General features: G+C 44.5%; 15 protein-coding genes and 2 pseudogenes. 1 reads left to right on the top strand and 16 read right to left on the bottom strand.

Annotation, left to right across the window (positions count from 1 at the left end; translation table 11 throughout):
* The 10 genes and pseudogenes from WH45_RS23070 to WH45_RS23835 form a co-directional block, all read right to left on the bottom strand.
* Nucleotides 1-139: pseudogene (locus WH45_RS23070) on the bottom strand (flagellin N-terminal helical domain-containing protein); the annotation flags it as partial.
* 175 nt (nt 140-314) lie between these two features.
* The gene (gene csrA, locus WH45_RS02965) at nt 315-542 is read right to left on the bottom strand and encodes a carbon storage regulator CsrA (RefSeq protein WP_046212870.1); all 228 of its coding nucleotides are present in this window, start codon (nt 540-542) and stop codon (nt 315-317) included.
* Nucleotides 543-547: 5 nt separating this feature from the next.
* Nucleotides 548-982 (bottom strand): flagellar assembly protein FliW, encoded by a 435-nt coding sequence (locus WH45_RS02960; protein ID WP_046212869.1) that lies wholly within the window; start codon nt 980-982, stop codon nt 548-550.
* Nucleotides 983-1,082: 100 nt separating this feature from the next.
* Nucleotides 1,083-1,991 carry a flagellar hook-associated protein FlgL gene (gene flgL / locus WH45_RS02955; protein WP_046212868.1) on the bottom strand — a complete coding sequence of 303 codons (909 nt, stop codon included), beginning with the start codon at nt 1,989-1,991 and terminating at the stop codon, nt 1,083-1,085.
* An 18-nt stretch (nt 1,992-2,009) separates the two neighbouring features.
* A complete protein-coding gene (flgK, locus tag WH45_RS02950; protein ID WP_046212867.1) occupies nt 2,010-3,557 on the bottom strand; it encodes a flagellar hook-associated protein FlgK in 1,548 nt (515 codons plus the stop codon).
* 15 nt (nt 3,558-3,572) lie between these two features.
* Nucleotides 3,573-4,079 (bottom strand): flagellar protein FlgN, encoded by a 507-nt coding sequence (locus WH45_RS02945; RefSeq protein ID WP_046212866.1) that lies wholly within the window; start codon nt 4,077-4,079, stop codon nt 3,573-3,575.
* Nucleotides 4,080-4,082: 3 nt separating this feature from the next.
* Nucleotides 4,083-4,370 carry a flagellar biosynthesis anti-sigma factor FlgM gene (gene flgM / locus WH45_RS02940; protein ID WP_046212865.1) on the bottom strand — a complete coding sequence of 96 codons (288 nt, stop codon included), beginning with the start codon at nt 4,368-4,370 and terminating at the stop codon, nt 4,083-4,085.
* 342 nt (nt 4,371-4,712) lie between these two features.
* A complete protein-coding gene (locus WH45_RS02935; protein ID WP_046212864.1) occupies nt 4,713-5,123 on the bottom strand; it encodes a TIGR03826 family flagellar region protein in 411 nt (136 codons plus the stop codon).
* Nucleotides 5,124-5,361: 238 nt separating this feature from the next.
* On the bottom strand, nt 5,362-6,213 hold the full coding sequence (locus tag WH45_RS02930) for a ComF family protein (protein WP_152663466.1): 852 nt from the start codon (nt 6,211-6,213) through the stop codon (nt 5,362-5,364).
* Nucleotides 6,214-6,292: 79 nt separating this feature from the next.
* Nucleotides 6,293-7,291: pseudogene (locus WH45_RS23835) on the bottom strand (helicase-related protein); the annotation flags it as partial.
* A gap of 359 nt (nt 7,292-7,650) precedes the next feature.
* On the opposite strand from WH45_RS23835, the gene WH45_RS23830 reads away from it, so the two are divergent.
* A complete protein-coding gene (locus WH45_RS23830; protein WP_235338225.1) occupies nt 7,651-7,989 on the top strand; it encodes a hypothetical protein in 339 nt (112 codons plus the stop codon).
* A gap of 712 nt (nt 7,990-8,701) precedes the next feature.
* Here the strand turns inward: WH45_RS23830 and WH45_RS02920 are convergent.
* The 6 genes from WH45_RS02920 to WH45_RS02895 form a co-directional block, all read right to left on the bottom strand.
* Nucleotides 8,702-9,427: a response regulator gene (locus WH45_RS02920; protein ID WP_046212862.1), complete on the bottom strand. Its 726-nt coding sequence runs from the start codon at nt 9,425-9,427 to the stop codon at nt 8,702-8,704.
* 13 nt (nt 9,428-9,440) lie between these two features.
* Complete coding sequence (locus WH45_RS02915) at nt 9,441-10,592, bottom strand: sensor histidine kinase (RefSeq protein ID WP_046212861.1); 1,152 nt, start codon at nt 10,590-10,592, stop codon at nt 9,441-9,443.
* Between the two features lie 60 nt (nt 10,593-10,652).
* A complete protein-coding gene (locus WH45_RS02910) occupies nt 10,653-13,334 on the bottom strand; it encodes a stalk domain-containing protein (RefSeq protein ID WP_046212860.1) in 2,682 nt (893 codons plus the stop codon).
* Between the two features lie 513 nt (nt 13,335-13,847).
* Nucleotides 13,848-15,068, bottom strand: a complete 1,221-nt coding sequence (gene metK, locus WH45_RS02905; protein WP_200897650.1) for a methionine adenosyltransferase — start codon at nt 15,066-15,068, stop codon at nt 13,848-13,850.
* A gap of 682 nt (nt 15,069-15,750) precedes the next feature.
* Complete coding sequence (locus WH45_RS02900) at nt 15,751-16,386, bottom strand: hypothetical protein (RefSeq protein WP_046212858.1); 636 nt, start codon at nt 16,384-16,386, stop codon at nt 15,751-15,753.
* A 235-nt stretch (nt 16,387-16,621) separates the two neighbouring features.
* On the bottom strand, nt 16,622-18,961 hold the full coding sequence (locus tag WH45_RS02895; protein ID WP_046212857.1) for a copper amine oxidase N-terminal domain-containing protein: 2,340 nt from the start codon (nt 18,959-18,961) through the stop codon (nt 16,622-16,624).
* Between the last annotated feature and the right edge of the window lie 90 nt (nt 18,962-19,051).

Below are 19,051 nucleotides of genomic sequence, written 5' to 3'. Positions count from 1 at the left end.
ACAGAACAGACCCGCTGCATCGTCTGCTGCACGGTTGATACGCAGACCGGAAGACAATTTCTCCATATTCTTGCTTGCAGATGTGCTGTTGAGGTTCAAGTTACGCTGTGTGTGCCTGGATATTATGGTTGATAATCATTGTTATTTCCTCCCTGAAATTGAATCATCCCACATCCATGTGGTTGATTGATCATTTTAATTTTTCCTCATAGTGTTCAAAGTCCAAGTCGGCCGTCTCCTGAACTCCTGCTCACTATATATTATATCGACCACAATCCTAATTTTATTATAGATAATTAGATTTATCCTGAAATTTAATTTTTGTTTTCGGATTGCAGCCAACTTTTTAATTGAGCCGAGCTAGCTGCTGCATTCTGGTTATTTGACTGAATGGCTTCATAAATTTCCTTACGATGAATCTCTATATTTTTTGGCGCTTTAATACCTACTTTGATTGTTTCAGCATCAATCGCCAAGATCGTAATTTCAATCTGATCATTAATCATAATAGACTCGCCTTTTTTACGTGACAGTACCAGCATAAGCTTCAATCTCCTTTCAGATTAGACTGCTGCAAAGGATGACGGATCATATATGCAGGATTCTGTAGAATAATTTGTCTGGCCTGATGGTTAACCAGGTTGAATACAAGTGGTGCTACCAGATTAACCGTTCTCTTCTCCGGATCTTTATGCCAGGAAACAATATTGCGGATAACTACCTGATTCTCCGCTGTAATATCCAATTCATTTATAACTTCCTCTGGCAGTTCAATCTGATAATCAGAATAGATCTGAAAAGGATCGACAATAATAAAGCCGACTTCTGGCTGGTCTACAGCCTGTAATACGCTAAACAGATTATCATATTCAACAATTACATATTTATTTACTTCTTGAAACCCCGGAATACCTTTTGCAAATGTAAATTCACTATCCTGCTCTACAACAGGACCGTTAGAATTGATATGTGAATCCGACATGACCCAAATTCCTCCTTGATTCAACAAAAGGCTACGGACAAACTAGTCCATAGCCTTTTGTCGTTAAATTAATTTCTAACGAATTACTTATATTGTAAATTTATTTCAAGAAATTCACAAGAGACATCTGCATAACAGACGCAGATGTCTGTAATGCTGCTTGGTATACCGTTTGTGCAGTGGTTGTCTTAATTAAAGTCTCCGTAATATCTGCATCTTCTACCCTTGCCTGAAGTGTGGTTACATTCAGGCGGCGATCATCCAAACGGTTATTAATCAAATCTACACGATTCGTCTTTGCACCAATTTCGGCACGTGAAGTTACCATTTTATCTTTCCGGCTCTCAATATTGCTGATTTCTTTTGTAATGGCTTCATGATCTCCATTAGTCAAAGCAGTATTCAGGCGATCCAGAGTAGCGAATACATTATCCGTGTCTGCTTTGCTTCCGAAAAATTCATTACCGGTGACATTGACATCAATGGATACACCTTCACTGATACCATAAGTTACCCCACCAGTATCAGTCACTACATCACTATAATTTGTAACTGTACCAGATAATTGATATGGTGGCTGATCCAGTTCCTGCCCATTAAAAATATACTTGCCATTTAGCTGACTATTACCGATATTAACCAGCTGATTTTTTAATTCAGTAACTTCACTTTGAATAGCTTTAAGTCCATCGATATCTGTTGTACCTGCTCCTGCCTGTATAGCCAATTCTTTGATGCGTGTCATTACATCGCCAGCCTGCCCCATAACAGTATCCGAATAATCAAGCCAGCTTTTGGCTTCATCTGTGTTGCTCAGGTATTGATCATTCGCTGCCAATTCAGCACGATAGCGCAAAGCATACGTTGTTCCTACAGGATCATCCGAAGGTTTATTGATTTTGCGGCCGGAAGAGGACTGGTCGCTTAATTTATCCAAAGTCGCACGGTTACTGTTCAAGTTACGCAAGGATTGCGAAGACATCATGTTGGAAGTTATACGAATCGCCATAATAATACTCCTTACTAATTAGAGTCCAACTCGTCCAGTGCCGTTAATTAGCTTTTCAAGCAGCTGGTCCATCGTGGTCATAAAACGTGAAGCGGCACTATACGCATGCTGGAATTTAATTAAATCCGCCATTTCCTCATCCTGAGAAACACCGCTAACTGATTGACGATTAGAATCAACTTGGCTGGTCAGCGTGGCAGCATTTTCTGCCTGACGTGTAGCTTCTGCTGCGTCAACGCCAAGCTGTCCTACCAGCCCATTAAAGAAATCCTGAACGGTAGTTGGAGTAGATCCACCAAAGTCGATTTTTGAGTTTTTCAATTCAGACATCATTAATGCCAATCCACCATTACCAGTTACTACTTTTTCAGTTGCACCCGTGCCTGTAGTACGCAAAGAAAAAGCAATGTTGCCCGGTGTAGTCTGCAAATCCTGATTAAGTGTAATATTACCAGCAGTAATAGTACCATTACCTCCGGTAGCTGTGAAGAAATCTCCACCTGGTTTGCCGGAACTATTATAGCCCAATTTATGCAACCCATTAATACCTTTAACGGTAAAAGTCAGGTCAGATGTTAGAGTACGGTTGCCCGCTGCATCGGAATAAGTAACACCGTTAATGACTGTCCCTTCAGGAACGACAGAACCTGAAGGCAGGGTTGCTGTAAATTCTCCATTTGCCAGCGTGTTTGCCAACTGATCCAACTCCGCCTTTTGTCCAGCCACATACTGATCACGGGAGTAGATTAAACCGTGCAGTTCACCACCAGTAAGCGTACCGCCATCGTAAGCAGCCTGTACTGCATCAGCAGTCAAGGGAGTTACTATACCACCTGTTACCAACTGCTGACCCGCAAAGTTAATTTGATAACCGGTATTCAACTCGGTCACAGTCAGATTACCATATTTAGACAACTGATCCACCGCATAATCGCGTTGATCTCGAAGGTCATTTGCATCGTTACCTTGAGCTTCAATCTTCATAATATTTTGATTGAGGCTGGATACTGTCGACACCAGAGAATTAATCGTCGATACATCCAATCCTACACTTGAAGTCAAGTCTGTATTAAGTGCATCCAATTGTTTGCTGGTCTGATTTAATGCATCTGTCAAAGCCAATGTTGTTTCTTTAAGGATCTTTTGGTTGGTCGTACTTTGAGGATTGTTACTCAGGTCAGACCATGCACTCCAAAATTTGTTGAGTACTGTCTGCATGCCGGTTTCAGAAGGTTCATTAATAACTTTTTCGAGTTTGGAGAGTGTATCCGAACGGATATCCCAGCTTCCGAGCGAAGCATTTTCTCCTCTAAATTGCCCATCCAAAAATAAGGAACGGACGCGCTTGACTGCTGTTGCTTCTACCCCTGTACCAATCTGGCCGGCAGAAGTAGAATTCCGAAATGCCACTGCCTCAAGCGGATTGGTGGCACTGGTATGTACCACCTGCCGTGAATAACCTGCTGTATTGGCATTTGCAATATTATGCGCAACTGTATTCAAAGACGTACTTGTCGTATTTAGACTTCGTCTGGACGTTTCAATGGAATGAAATGTTGATGTCATAAGATCCTCCTAGTATTAACCTTTTGTATCAAACAATCCGGAACGCCTTGCTCCGTAAGCTTTTTCTGCCGGATGCTGGTAAGTTATGTCCAGCTCAGGAACAAGTGTCAATGTCTCCAATGAAAAGTCCACGTAATCCAAAGCCTGCTGAATCAGCTGCTTGTTCAAAGCGTTGAGTTGTTGGAGACTGTGCAGTGTATTGAAAAGCTTGGAGCGAGCGGCAAGCAGCTGTTGTTTTTCTTCGGGATCAAATACCAGACGCGCCAATTCAGTCAGATTTAGACGCAGCTTGGATTTGATACCTCTTTCGAGCAGGAACGCATAAATTAGTTCTTCACGTTCTTGATCCAGCTGCTCGATATGTTTGGCTAACTTGGACTCCTGATTCATAATTCTGATCAGAGCACCTATATCATTTTGAATTACGGTCTGCTTTTTGCTCTCTCCCAGTTCAATCATTTGCAGGTGACTCTCATTTAATTCATTTAGCTTAGCCACCAGCGGCTGCACAGTTTCACTCATTTTTTAATTCCCCGTTCCCTTTAAGAAAGGAAGTAGTTTGTCAGCAAGGGCACCAGCGTCTACTTTGTAAGTGCCTGCAGCTACTTGCTCTTTCAGACTTTGGATTTTTTGTGCACGTTCTGCATCGGCAGATGCTTGAGCTGCATTGGCTTGCAGCATTTCCATGGCTTCCGGCGAGATGGATACTTCGTCTTTACGGCCTGCTTTTTTATCGTTAGTGACGGACTTGGCTTCTGCACTTCTTTGGTATGGGTTAATTGCGTTTACACGTTGAGTATCGTTAATTTTCATGGTGTTTTACACACTCCTTAGTAAATTTGAGAAAGAGTTCCTACTTCTTACCGTCTATGGTACCTGCAAGAGGGACTGTCTTTTCAAAATAGGAAGTCCTCCAGAGGATACCAGGAAAGTTGGGTGATATCCAAATTGCTTCATTTCCTGGTATCATGAGGCAACCGATTGTTCTTACTAAGATTATCGACGAGTTTAGCTACAAATTTTATAGTCTTAAAGTGGTTAATTATGAAGTGATTTTTTTCGCTGCTTAAGTCCTAAAGCTGCGTAGCTATGCAAGTTTTAGCCCTCTTATAGTACTAGGAAATGTCGTTATTTGACTAGGAATAGGAACAGTTCCTAGTTATTGCGGTATTTGTCGACAATACGGTAGGCACCATGGCTATTACTTCCCGATTCTTTGGCAGGCTCTTCATCCTGATAAGCATTGCGAATATCCTTGGTCAGACGGGTGCGACATGGCTCACACATATTGTTTTCACGGATAACGGTTCCGCATACCTCACAGGCATATCCCATATTCGGCGCATTCGCGATCGAGATGCGGCCTTCCCGGATAAATGTTGTAATCTGCTTGATAGATACATCAACCGCTTCAGACAATTCGGTAATCGTTGTTCCTTTGTGTTCGCGCAGGTACTGATTGCAGCGCTCGTATTGATGGTCGATATCCTTGATACAGTTTCCACACATTCCTCTAAGATTGGCCACGTATAATTTACCGCATTGCGGGCAGTTTGCTAAGTTCATTTGTATTCGCCTCCTGAAATGTATAACATCTATATGATTAAGCTTAACAATTAAAATGTTTGTCTATACTTATATCGTATAATGGAGGCTATTTTGTTAGTAACCGTACCTAAAATAAATAGTCACTTTAACATATTCATCTTCCAATCGCTCCGAATATGCCTACAAAGCTTGATACATATAGCCCTATCTTCTTATTCTCAATTTGTTTCCTATTTTTCTGGAAAGAGCCTTCTGATCAGGAACGTGACCAGGTCAGTGCAAATACTTCGGCTGTAATCCCCCTGCTGACAGCAGCTTGCTGCAGCGCTTTTGCACAACTGTTGATGGTACTTCCTGTTGTATAAATATCATCTATCAATAAAATACGGCTGATATTCTTCCTATCTCCTATTCCTATTGCTGAAGATAGCGAAGTGTCGGTAGGAGAAGTCGCTTTTCTCTGTAAAACGTGCAGCAGCCATTCCTGGGCCTGTGGATGATAGGAGAATACTCCCTGTACGTTCTTCATCCTCTCCCGGCGGCCTTGTGTGCTTTGTTTGACGGTGTGACGATTACGGATGAGCAGCGGAAGACAGGGAACCCGTATTGCTTTTGCCAGTTCACCGGCTATCACCCCGGCTTGATCAAATCCCCGGCTGACCAGACGGTCCGGGCTGGCTGGCACCCATGTAATCAGATCCGGATACCATATATGATGGTAAAAAGAAGTCATCTCCTGCTGCATACGGTAATATCCCTCTTTTAATATACCTCCAATCACCTTGGTGTAACCCTCATTCCCATTATATTTATACTCTGCCAACCATCTTCTCATCTCGGCATCATATTGCACTGCACTGCGGTTGAATGTGAAATGACGATTGGCAAATGCATGACGGCGGCAATCGGGACAGTCTACGGCACGTCCGCACACCCTGCATACCGGCTGATGAATCCATGGAATCACAGCAATGCAGCGGTGGCATAAACCAGGGATTCTACCGGTCATGGCTGTATGACGATTACAGGCAATACAGGCAGAGTGGTGCGGATGCAGATAGGATAATATTCCTTCCCATAAGGTGGACAGCTGCTGAATAGACATCATAAGCTCCTTTCTTTGATTTTAGTTGTCTCTGGCTGGATTGATTATATATATGTAGAAATAGAGTAATGATTCCTTTTGTTCATTTCAGATATCCCTGCTGTCTGGCAATTCGATTCATCCCTCTGATCTGACTCAAGGCTCTCTTCTGCTCCACCGTCCAGTCGGATGATGCAAAAAACACACCTCCTGCCGGATCATCCATGGAACGACCTGCCCGACCAGCCATCTGGATAAGTGCAGCTGCATCATACAGCTTGTCATGCGCATCCATAATGTATACATCGCTTCGCGGAATCGTTACACCGCGTTCCAGAATGGTCGTTGTCACCAGCAGCCGAATCTGCTGTTGTCGGAAAAGACTGACTTTATCCATACGATCCGGGTCTTGCGAGGATGTACCTTCTACATATATATGGGGAAAGTAACTTCGGATCAGCTCGACTGCATCTTCTATCCAGGCAATACGGGGAACAAACAGAAATATCTGTGCACCCCGATTGATGGACGTATGCAGCTGACTGCGCAGAGCAGCCGGAATCTGCTTGCTGCTGATGCATTTGGTCAGGGATGGCATTCTGAGATGCCGGGGTACAGGCAGCGGATGACGATGATAACGAACCGGCACTTTGGCATGGGCAAGGGTTCCCCGCTTTATTTCCTGCTGCAGTTCGGCAGATGGTGTGGCAGATAAATAAATGAATTTGCCGCCCTGGCTGCATGCCTGAGCAGCTGCATAGCTGAGCATAGGGTTATTATGGTAGGGAAAAGCATCGATCTCATCAATAATCACCAGCTCAAAAGCTTCATGGAACCGCATCAGCTGATGTGTCGTAGCGATCGTCAGTGCTGCTGTCCGCCACCGCTCATCACTGCCTCCATACAATACGGCAATCTCAATATCCGGAAATGCTCTGGCAATACGTGGAGCCAGCTCCAGAACCACATCCCGGCGCGGAGTTGCAATTACTGCCCTGCCGCCGGTACGAATAGCATGCTCCAGAAGAGGAAACACCATCTCTGTCTTGCCTGCCCCGGTGACAGCCCATAACAGAAATCGTTCTTGACCTGCTGATCTCAAGGTATTTGTATGGGTAATGCTTTTTCGAGTGCGACCGGGCCAAAATCTAGGCAGTCTGAGATGATTTTTGTTCTGCCCATTTTTTATAAAGGAAGAAAATCGGCTGAATCCTCCAATGTGCTTTTTATTCCCAGTCGAATATTCATTAATTTCATTCCCGGTTGGTACGTTTGGAATCATCCGGCGTTCAGCATATTCGAATTGTTCAGCAAAATCCTTAGTCGTGTTTTGACCAGCAGAGACCGGTGCGGATGCAGTTAAAAATAATAATGCCTGATAAGCGGCCGCTGTCTGCGCCGGACTCAATCTCCAGCGCTGCTGCATCGCTTCCGGAGTACAGGAAATGTCATAAGAAGAACATGCAGCCGGATGACTGGAGCCGTTCTCCGTATCCGGTAGTACATGCCAAGCTGAATTTACGGATTGCGCAGTCCGCTTATCTGGATATACAGCCTGTAGCAGCAGCCCGCATTCCCGGCTTCGACCAAGGGCAAGACAGTCTTCGCAATATCCGCAGGCAGCAGAGCCGCAGCTGGCACAGGCGGTATAACGTATACGTTTGCTTCCACAGCGAAGGCACTGTGCTGCACCAGAATGTAGTGTATGCAAACGAGCAGACAATCGATGGTGAAGACTTGTTTGCCGCTTCTGCCTGTCTGCCGGATGTACTGCTGACCGCAGTCGAATGTGCTTGCTGAGATAAGCGAGCTGGATAGAGCTTTTCCAAGCATTTAGGGAACCTCCTGCTTCATGGAGCATGGCAGTACATTCATTGAGAAGCAGAGAACGTCCGATTAATTTTCGGCTTATATATACAGCTTCATCGGTAAGTTTCCTTTTCCATAGGGATGAAGCCGGATTCCCCGGCAGTTGATCTTCTTCCCAGCTGCTTAGTACATACTCGCCCGCCTCGGTCCAGCCCATCTGCATATCCCACAGTAAATGCCCTACCGGATCGGTATTGAGACTATGAGGATAGGTACTCCCGAGTGCAGAGGACGCGCCTGTATGAGAATAGTCCAACAGAAACCGATGAATATTTGCCAACCAGGTCTCCTGCTGTATAGAAGACCTATTGAATGTTTTCATGTAAGCACAGCATTGCAGAGCCTTGCCCAGCGGCATGGCGACTGTTACCAGCCAGATCTGCTCACTGAGCTGCTCTCGTTTTGCCAGAGCTGTCCACCACATGAGATCAACCCTGAGATCAAGTGATATATGGAGCGACCAGCCCTGCGCATATTTTACCGTATACAAAACTGCCTGCATTTTTGCTCTCTCCTATCTGGCTTATACGCCTATCTATTCTCTATGCAATAATTCTGATAGAAAAAAAAGCACACTCTCCCTTACAGGAAAGTGTGCTTCACTTGTTATACCTCTATACGATTACATTATTTGGCGAATGGATTACAGAGTAACCCAGCCATGCTTGATAGAATTAATAACGGCCTGTGTACGATCGTCAACTTCCATCTTCTGTAGAATGCTGCTGACATGGTTTTTAACTGTTTTCTCACTGATAAACAGATATTCACCAATCATCTTGTTGCTCTTGCCTTCTGCCATCAGACGGAGAACTTCTGCTTCACGGCGGGTCAGTGGATTGTCATCGCCTGCGACAAACTTAACGCCTGTCTCGCCATTGTTATTATTATCTGCCAGTGTGCCGGTTTCATTGACATATGTCATACGGCGCAGCTGCTGAATCAGTTTGCCAGTCACTTTGGGATGGATATAGGCATGGCCTTCAACAACAGAGCGAATAGCATTGACCAGTGACTCTGCTTCCATATCTTTCAGCAGGTAGCCGGATGCTCCTTTGCGCAATGTTTCGAAAACATAACTTTCATCATCATGAATGGAGAGAATGATAACCTTAATATCCGGGAAAAGCTCACGAAGCTTCTCTGTAGCTTCTACCCCGTTCTCAATTGGCATATTGATATCCATCAATACAACCTCTGGTGGAGTATGGTTACAGAACTCCAGCACTTGAATGCCATCTCCACATTCGCCAATCACCTCAAGATCATCCTCCATATTAAGGATGCGCTTCAGCCCCTCGCGAAACAGTTGATGATCATCGGCTAGCAGTATTTTAATTTTTTTAGCGCCGTAATCATGGTTTTCCATTCTGTTGCCCCTTTCACTTTTCCACGTTCGTCGGAATATGAATTACAATTTTTGTACCCTGATTTTCAGCAGATTCAATTTCCATTCTGCCGTCCAGTAATTCAACCCGCTCACGCATACCGATTAATCCAAAATTATTATGGTCCTTGGTACGCTGCTCTACTTTCTCCAGATTGAAGCCTTTACCGTTATCTTCCACAGTCAGCTTCACGATCTGCGCCTGGAATGTAAGAATAACTGTTACATACGTAGGCTCAGCGTGTTTGGAAGCGTTTGTGAGTGCCTCCTGAACCAGCCGATAGATAGCAGCCTCCATGGCTGAAGTAAGCCGATATTCCTTCCCTCTTGTTTCGAAGATGGAACGGATTCGAGTTTTTTCCTCATAATCCTGCACATATTTTCGAAGAGTAGGAATGAGGCCCAGATCATCCAGTGCCATCGGTCTCAGATTAAATATTACTTTTCTCATTTCTTGTAAGCTTGAACGCACTTGTGCTTTCAAATCTACTATTTCGTCCTTAACCATCTGATATTCCTGCTTGGCAATCATTCTTTCCAAAATTTCCGTCCTAAGAACTAGGTTTGCCAGTAATTGCGCAGGCCCATCATGGATTTCCCGGGAAATCCTCTTGCGCTCATCTTCTTGAGCCAAAATGATCTTCAAACCAATCAGCTGGCGGTTTTTGGCAGATTCCAGGATACGGGTAACCTGATTCAGCTCACCGGACAGATATTCCAGTACGACCCCCATCTGCGAACCGATCGTCTCAGCGCGCTCGATGGAGCTTTCCACATTTTTAACCCGCTTCTGTAAATCGTCCCGTCTGGCTTTCAGGTACATTTCCTTTTCCCGGTATATCATCAGATCAAGCTGTAGCTGAGTCGCCTTCTCATAGGCTTGCTTGATATCCTCTTCATTATACCGCACAAAGTCGCGACTTACCTCAGTGAGTCTAATTCGGGAACTGCGATAACCAACTTCGAGCTGATCGACCTTCTCGATGGTCTCCGCTGTCTCTCTCAATACAAGCTCCAGCTCCGTATTGAGAGAAAGCAGTTCTCTTCGGGAAGTATCCAGGATCTCAAAGATCTGATATTTGCTGTTTTCCATTACGTTTGTTGCGTTCTTAATGACGTGATCTATCGCATCAGCGTGGAACTCCACTTGATCTTCTCCATTTCTGTAAGTCAATTATATGATACTTTTATATCATATTATAACTTATCATGATTGGACAGTAATCGTCTTGGTTTTTTGATCCCATTTTACAGTCAGTCCAAGCTCTTCAGAAACCAGACGAAGCGGGACTAAAGTCCTGCCAGACACTACCAGAGGTGCTACACTGGAACTCTGAAGCTTGCCATTCATTACATACTGCTTGTCACCGACAGTCAGATCCATCAGTTCACCTGAACGAAGAATGGTGACCCGCTGATTTTTCTGATCCCAGTTGGCCTGTCCGCCAAAAGCATCAATAATGTATTTTACCGGGATATAGGTAGCATTATTGCGAAGCATGGGAGCTGCATCGACCGACTGGGATTTGCCATTCAGTGTCGCGGTCTTTTGGCCGACTGTCATCGCCAGTGCACCTGAAGGATTGGTGAAGCTTGCTGCCTGGGCAGCCCCTGTCAGCTTGATATTATCAATCTGGATGCTTCCGGTTGCGGCACGCTCATCCTGTCCTTCTTCCACATTAACCAGATAGATCCGTTTTAACTTGGCCGGATAGCTGATTCCCAGTGAGGACAGATCCACATTGAGTGTTTTCCAGCCTTTCCAGTTCACGCTTTTCGCCAGATCGATATAGACGGTTTTACCGCTGGCATCGGCAACTTCAGCACGCAGCCAGTTAAAGCTCTGGTCGCCATATACATCAACAGCCATTGCTTTGGTACCGGCATTCAGCGTTTTGCCTGCATTGCCGTTGAGCTGGGCATAGGCATATTTTTTGCCTGTTCCATTGGTCATATCATAGGTCAGCTGCAGCACTTTGGAGTTCGCGTGATCCTCTGCTCCTTGTGTAATTGCTGCTGTACCGGTAACTGCACTCGGATTGCCGAGGAAGCTGATGCTGTAACCTGTATTTTCAAAGTCTTCCCATGTGGTTATCGAGCCGCCGCCGGTCGTGAGTACCATCATGGTGCTGAAGCCATCATAACGGGCAATAGCGTAGCCCACTGTAGTACTACTATCCACCGAATTGATCGTCAGCTGATCATCCTTGACCGTTCCTTTGAACCCGATGAATTCCCAATCCAGGGTCTCCGGAGAAATAGTCATGCTGGAGCCATTTTTCAGCTTGGCTGTTACAGGTACGGCAATCGTAGTCCCTGCTTTCAGCGTAGCTGTAGCACTTGCCGGAGACAGACTTTGAATGGCATCTGCTCCTACGATATCCACATTCATGCTGGTACTGATGCCATTGCTGGTAGCAATAACCTTGGCTGTACCCGAACCGGTCGCTTTGAACTCGCTGCCTGTCCATTTGATATTGCCGCTGCCTGCTTTCCAGGTAGGCTTGATATTCTCGTTGTTAATCGGATTGTAGTACGTGTCATATCCGTTAGCTGTGTATTTCGCAGTCTGACCGAGCAGCAGCTGCTTCGGACCACTGATGTTGAATCCTTTGACACTGCCCTGTGGAGCTGTCGTATACACTCCCAGACCGTTTACCACGCTGCGCTGCGTCGTTCCGCCATACTCGGTCTCGAAGGTTAGTTCGGCTTGCTTCTCGCCCAGAGGACGCGTTACAAGCGTTGTGGAGCCGCCGCCATCCAGATTGATCCCTTTCCATACTCCGATCGAGACCATAAAGGACTGCAGCTCATAGAGTGACATACCTGCACTGTTGTTATTGTCCTGAACAGCGATAATATAGGCATAGCGTCCATTCTGGGAGTAGCCTACTGCTGTACGGGCACGGTTACCGCCGATCGCATTGACGTTACGGGAAAAGGAAGTGGTTTTCCCCTGATCCACCAGAATGGTATGACCGCCAATCATCATTTTCAGATCAGCAGGATCTACTGTTTTGCCGGTAGAACGGACTTTCAGCGCATAGTCGGTTGATACTTTTTGGCCGACTGCCATATGCTGCTGAATATATTTGGCAGCTGTTCCATGAGCTCTTAAAATATAAGCGCCTGCAGGAACCGTCTGTTTGATCCCTTTATTTAATGAAATCTGAGTAATTACTCCATCCTGTACCAGCACTTCGGTAGGTGTAGTGGAGCTGTTCGCCGGACGTTCTACTGCTTTCCAGGCATCTGTATAAATATACAACTTATTGGTATGGCTGAAAGTCTTATCCGGCTCGGTCATGTAGGAAGCCTGGTTAATACCTGCCAGATCAAACGTGGAACCATCTTCTGCTGTTACCTTGCCTTCAAAGGTGAACTGTTCGATCATTGGTGTTCCACTTTTGGTTACACCAAAAGCGTACATACCTGCTAATTGGGACGGACTGGACATTAACACTCCATCCGATGCCTGAGCGCCCATTGGAACGCCCTCTGCACTGGTATTAAAATAGTCACCATTTACGCCTGCAACAGCCCCCGTTTCTTTGGCCATGCCTTCTACAGACTGACGGGTAGTAAATTTACCGCCTTGTCCGGTCATTACGTTCAGATTGACATACGGGTTCTGCAGATCCACTTTTACCACGTCTGCGATAGCAGTCGCCGATTTGCCGGAACGGGTAGTGTTATAGCGGTATTCCAGTAATTGGGCTCCTGAAGTGATATTGCTTTCACTCAGCTTGGTAGTTGAAGCCGCTTCAGCCCGGTGTACAGGGAACCAGGCTGCCGATGGTACACCGATCTCCAACACAGGTTGAATCCACAACGTGCCTGCAATGGTAAGTGCCATCCATTTGCGCATTGTTTTTGCTTTGCCAGTCATAATATTGAACGCTCCTATTCCTTGAAATTACATTTTTTTCTCTTTATCTATTCCTCTTCATTAGGGATAAGCTATTCGTTCCCTCAATCATCATCAATCTAATCCATCCAAACGTCAAACAGTAAAGTTATCCTTGTATCAGTTAGACTACAAAAAGAATAAAAAGTTACGGAACAAACATTACTTTATTGAAATATTGTCATCTTTATTATTTAAATTGATTTTATACCTGCCAAAGTATTTGTATAATACACTTGTGGCAGGATATGTACAACAAGCGATACAATCAGCAAAATCACAGGATATTGACATAAAAATAAAAAGCCGCCCGGCAATTGGACCGGACGGCATGAATACAGTTCATTATTTATAACCGATGATATGAAAAGCTCTTATTACTCTATCGTACAATAGTTGCGAAAACCTTCAATACCTGTGGATATCAAAAGTATTCCGTTACTGCCGTACTTCAGCGATACGATCTATACTATAAAATCGGCTGTTAGGCTTCTATTACAGACCTGCCTGAGATTTCAACAGTTCTGCTTTGTCGACACGTTCCCAAGGAAGATCCACATCTGTACGGCCAAAGTGACCATAAGCTGCTGTTTGACGATAAATCGGACGACGCAGATTCAGCATACGAATAATGCCTGTTGGACGCAGATCAAAGTTGTCGCGTACCAGTTCTACCAGCTTATCTTCGTCAATTTTGCCTGTTCCATACGTATCTACGTTAATCGATACCGGGTTAGCAACACCGATTGCATAAGCCAACTGAATCTCGCACTTCTCAGCAAGACCCGCAGCAACCAGGTTTTTCGCTACATAACGTGCAGCATAAGCCGCGGAACGGTCTACTTTTGTAGGATCCTTACCGGAGAATGCACCACCGCCATGGCGTGCATAACCACCATAGGTGTCTACAATGATTTTACGGCCAGTCAGACCGGCATCACCTTGAGGACCACCGATAACGAAGCGGCCAGTAGGGTTAATGAAGTATTTTGTTTCATCATCCAGCAGTTCTGCAGGCACGACCGGTAGAATAACATGCTCGCGAATGTCTTTTTGGATTTGCTCCAGTGTTATTTCTTCGGCATGTTGTGTGGATACAACGATTGTATCTACACGTACAGGCTTGCCATCCTGATATTCCACAGTAACCTGTGTTTTACCATCCGGACGCAGGTAGTCCAGCGTACCGTCTTTGCGCACCTCAGAGAGACGGCGTGCGATACGGTGAGACAGAGCGATAGGCAAAGGCATCAGTTCAGGCGTCTCATTCGCAGCAAATCCGAACATCAGACCCTGGTCACCTGCACCAATGTTTTCGGTTTCTTTTTCCATTTGTTCCGGATCACGAGTTTCCAAAGCTGCGTTTACGCCTTGAGCGATATCTGCAGATTGCTCGTTCAGGGAAGTCAGTACTGCGCATGTATTATAGTCAAAGCCGTATTTGGCACGAGTATAGCCAATTTCTTTGACGGTATTTCTAACGATAGATGGAATATCCACATACTCCGAGTTTGTGCTAATTTCACCAATGACAAGTACCAGGCCTGTAGCTACAGACACTTCACATGCAACACGTGCATTCGGGTCATTTGCCAAAAAAGCGTCCAGTACGGCATCAGAAATTTGGTCACAAATCTTATCCGGATGTCCCTCAGTTACAGACTCTGATGTAAATAGATGTTTTTTAATATTGGACAACAGTTTCCAACCTCCCATATGGATAATAAGGTGTGAGCGTTGTGCAAAATACCTCAGTGTGCATATCAAGAGTTTCTACACAAAAAATGAACCCTTTCCATAGGGAAAAGGTTGCTTTACAAGCCTCAAAAGTCATAATAACGTATTTGATACCTGGTGTCAAACTTATTATTTGTAAGTTTGTACATTGAAATAACCATACAGGTGAAACCGAATTATCAGTTAAATAAGCCTTGTTTTCATAATGGCAGATAGTAAATTACCTTACTTACAAAATCACATAATTAAAAAATCACACAATTACACATGAATTTAGGATCAAAGATAAAAGGAATAATATTTCTGCAAAATCAGATTCCCTATAGATCTGTTACGGTATCTGTATAGTGTCTCTTGTGAATAGCCTGTATATGCATAATGAAATAGTTCTCTACACCAAAGCAATTTGTAACAAAACAGATATTGTATCTCTCTTGGTAGATATGCTTTTTCGTCATTTTATGCATTTACGAAATTCATCTTGTAAAATCGCTTCATATAATAACAGCATATTGAATTTCTATAACAGCGGATTTATAAAATTATAACAGTAAAATAGGATACCTTATACTTCTAAATTTGATATTCAATACTAAACACTGAATAAACTAATTACCATTCACTAAATTTCTATAAATACCTTTCATAGTAAAACATCCAATTATAGTACTTTGTAATTGCCAATGACCATAATTGTCGCATTATAACGCAGAGTAGAATCGACTTCTACACCACGTCCTTCTCTTGGAAATAACAGCAGATGATTATTGGGTGCTGCTTGAGAGCCCCCAAGTTCCTTACCCACTGTGATATCGATAAGTCCATTCGTTCCCTCGCTGTACACCTTCGCTTTGCCTGTGCGCACAATCAGCTGTGTACCTGGCTCAGCAATCAACTTCTTACCTGGACGTAGTTCTACAATGCTTACACCATTGCTGGCAGATGAGCTAGAACCTGTCTGTGTAGCTGGAGTACTTGTACTTCCACTTACTGGCGGTGTAGTTGTTGTGCTGCTGGTATTATTTTTATTGCTTGAACTGCCTGATGTATTGGTGCTGGCGGAGCTCGATGGAAGAGTATCCTTGGAACTGCTGCTGTTTGTTTTGGAATCGGTACTGCTAATCGTGCCACCCAGAGCTTTTTGGATTTGCTGATCGACGTAGCTTTTAGTGACGACTGGATCATCAGCAGAACCCAATTGACTGCTTGCATTACTAACTGTAGTAAATGAACTTCCTGCCCAGATACCTACCATGATTGTTCCTGCTGCCAATATCCAGGTTGAATATTTTTTCATTGTTTTCCTCCAAGCAAAGTAATCATTGATTAGATCTCACTCCATATAGCCACTTAATAAACACTATCCATATAGTATGCAGATACAGCATACAATGCTGCAAATGAATTGAGGATATATATCTTGTAATTAAAATGAAAATGTATAAAAAAACACCCCGGAGCAGTTGCCTACTCCGAGGTGTCTCAGTGAAGGTATGACTACCTTCTATGGTGTAGCAATAATATCAGGGATATTATTTGCTAGTTACTGTTACAGTTTTAGCAGCTGCATCGTATTGTACAGTTGCATCCAGTGCTTTACCAACCCATGCGATTGGCAGTACAGTACGGTTAGCTTTAGTTACAGCTTTAACGTCCATGTTGATTGTGGAACCGTTGATAGTCAGTTGATTAGTTTTCAGTTTCAGCTGAACTACGCGGTCGCCTTTGATCAAAGTAACCATAGAAGTTGCTTTGTCAAACAGGATGTTAGCTTGGGATACACCCAGAGCTTCAGCTACGTAACGAACTGGCAAGTAAGTGCGGCCGTTTTCTACATAAGGAGCAACTTCAGCAGTACGAGTAGTACCGTTTACGCTGTAAGCAGTGCTTCCGATTGTGTAGATTGCAGTTACAGCATTGTCAGTTTGGTCAGCTGGAGCTGTACCAATTGTAGCAATAGCTGCTTGAGCTGCATAACGGTAGCTGTCACGCCATACATCAGTTACGTCACCAGCACCGTGGTAAGCAGTGTTTGCCGCTGCGTCACCTTGTACTTTAGCGATGATTTCACCTTGTGGTACAGTACGGTCGATACGCAGGTTTACACCATTGATCGCTACAGTACTTGCAGTAGTACTTTCGCTATCTACGTAGAAACGCAGAACGCCTTGAGTAGCGCTGTTGTTGTAAGTGTCTACGGATACGTTACGGATACGCAGGTCACCGGAAGTTACGGATACAGTTGGAGTGGATCCGAATGTTACGCCAGCTGGCAGAAGGATTTCAACCAGACCGTTATCATCGTCAGTCAGGGCACCAGCAGCGCCTTCTTTCAGTGTCAGATCGCCGATTGCAGCGTTATCTGTACCGATAGCGATGTTGTAAGTTGCGTTAGTAGCAGTCAGGGATACGGAAGAAACTGCAGTTGCCAGTTTCACTGTACCAGTCAGACCTTGGCTACCAGCTACAGTTGCGTTCAGGTCACCAGTGAATCCTGGTTGAACAGCGATCTCAACGTCACGCAGTGTAACAGAACCAGCATTGTTGGAAGTGTTTTGAGTAGGGAATGTCATACGCAGTGTACGACCATCAGTACCAGTGTAAGTGATGTTTGGTGCAACCAGACCATTTGCAGTGTCAACAGAACCAGTAGTACCAGTTACATCTTCACCATCTTCGTACACAGACTGCCAACGAGCGCCTTCAGGCAGTTGCAGAGTTACTGTACGGCCAGCAATGAAGGAACCTGCTACAGCTTCTTTAACAACGATATCGCCAACTTGTTGCTCATCTTGACCAGCTACTACTGTAGTTGGGGAAGCAACAGTTACGCCACCACCGTATTGGCCATAAGTACCAACAACCAGGGAAGATACGTTTGCAGAAGAGTTACCGCTAACAGTAGCAGTTACATCGCCTTCTTTAGCTTTATCTTCGTCTTCAACAGTATAGCTCAGAGCCAGGTCGAAGGAAGAAGCTGCGGAAGACAGAGTATCAGTGTTGCGTGCAGAGATGTTCAGAGTATCACCATCTACAGAAGTAGTGATATCGGAAGCGGAAAGATCACCATACAGAGGAGTGAAAGTTCCTACTGCATTCCATTCAAAACCAGCTGGCAGTTTGATTTTAACCGCGTTACCAGTTTTCAGGGATCTTGCAACGGATTCAGTCACACGCAGTGTGAAGTTGAAGTTGTCGCTGCTGGATTGAGTATCACGTGCTTCCAGAGCGATTTGGCCAGAAGATACCACAGTAGCAACTTTTACGTTACCAGTTGGCAGGCCACTGTTTGGAGCAGCAGTGAAGCTCAGGTTTACGTCACCACTGTTAGGACCAGTAGAACGGATATTTTCAAGAGCAAAACCGATTGTCACATCATCATTTTGGTTAGAACCAGTGATAGCGATGCGTGCACTTGTAGGGCTCAGAGCTTGTGCAGTAGCATTAATAGTTTGTCTATCACCTGCATCAGCAACCCATACGCGAGTACCAGTACCAGTAGCACTATCAGAAGTAAATGCATCACTGTTAAACTCGAAACCAGTTGGCAGAGTTACTGTCATGTAAGTAGTCTCAGTTGCAGAAGTCAGCGTATATTGGTCGATGTTAATGTTCACACGGCCCAGATTTACCAGTGTTCCACCAGTAGAAGAGCTCAGTGTTGGAACGTTGATTACTGTGAAACTACCAGCTGCGTGTGCTGCTGTTGGAGCGATAATACCTGCAACCGGAGCTGCACCAGCCAGCAAAGCTGCGCTTGCTGCTACGTTAATAACTTTTTTAGTAGACTTTTTCATAACCTTTTGTTCTCCTCCTTGAATATCATAAACGTTTTTTTTGTTTTTTTGTTTGTTATGGATTTTGTCACTCATCAGTCGTTACACCCCCTTTCCGAGTTTAAGCAAATCCTGTTTTTGTATGATGATATCTGTGACAAAATCACAGAAAATCGTAACCGGAAC

Origin of the sequence: Paenibacillus wulumuqiensis, from assembly GCF_000971965.1 — a bacterium.
Classification (GTDB): Bacteria; Bacillota; Bacilli; order Paenibacillales; family Paenibacillaceae; genus Saccharibacillus; species Saccharibacillus wulumuqiensis.
Note: the sequence above shows the minus strand (reverse complement) of the source record. Positions and strands in the feature narration are given on the sequence as shown.

Coding starts and splice junctions, on each gene's coding strand:
- csrA (WP_046212870.1), bottom strand. CDS start 542: ATGCTGGTACTGTCACGTAAAAAAGGCGAGTCTATTATGATTAATGAT.
- WH45_RS02960 (WP_046212869.1), bottom strand. CDS start 982: ATGTCGGATTCACATATCAATTCTAACGGTCCTGTTGTAGAGCAGGAT.
- flgL (WP_046212868.1), bottom strand. CDS start 1,991: ATGGCGATTCGTATAACTTCCAACATGATGTCTTCGCAATCCTTGCGT.
- flgK (WP_046212867.1), bottom strand. CDS start 3,557: ATGACATCAACATTTCATTCCATTGAAACGTCCAGACGAAGTCTAAAT.
- WH45_RS02945 (WP_046212866.1), bottom strand. CDS start 4,079: ATGAGTGAAACTGTGCAGCCGCTGGTGGCTAAGCTAAATGAATTAAAT.
- flgM (WP_046212865.1), bottom strand. CDS start 4,370: ATGAAAATTAACGATACTCAACGTGTAAACGCAATTAACCCATACCAA.
- WH45_RS02935 (WP_046212864.1), bottom strand. CDS start 5,123: ATGAACTTAGCAAACTGCCCGCAATGCGGTAAATTATACGTGGCCAAT.
- WH45_RS02930 (WP_152663466.1), bottom strand. CDS start 6,213: ATGATGTCTATTCAGCAGCTGTCCACCTTATGGGAAGGAATATTATCC.
- WH45_RS23830 (WP_235338225.1), top strand. CDS start 7,651: ATGCAGCCGGATGACTGGAGCCGTTCTCCGTATCCGGTAGTACATGCC.
- WH45_RS02920 (WP_046212862.1), bottom strand. CDS start 9,427: ATGGAAAACCATGATTACGGCGCTAAAAAAATTAAAATACTGCTAGCC.
- WH45_RS02910 (WP_046212860.1), bottom strand. CDS start 13,334: ATGACTGGCAAAGCAAAAACAATGCGCAAATGGATGGCACTTACCATT.
- metK (WP_200897650.1), bottom strand. CDS start 15,068: ATGGGAGGTTGGAAACTGTTGTCCAATATTAAAAAACATCTATTTACA.
- WH45_RS02900 (WP_046212858.1), bottom strand. CDS start 16,386: ATGAAAAAATATTCAACCTGGATATTGGCAGCAGGAACAATCATGGTA.
- WH45_RS02895 (WP_046212857.1), bottom strand. CDS start 18,961: ATGAGTGACAAAATCCATAACAAACAAAAAAACAAAAAAAACGTTTAT.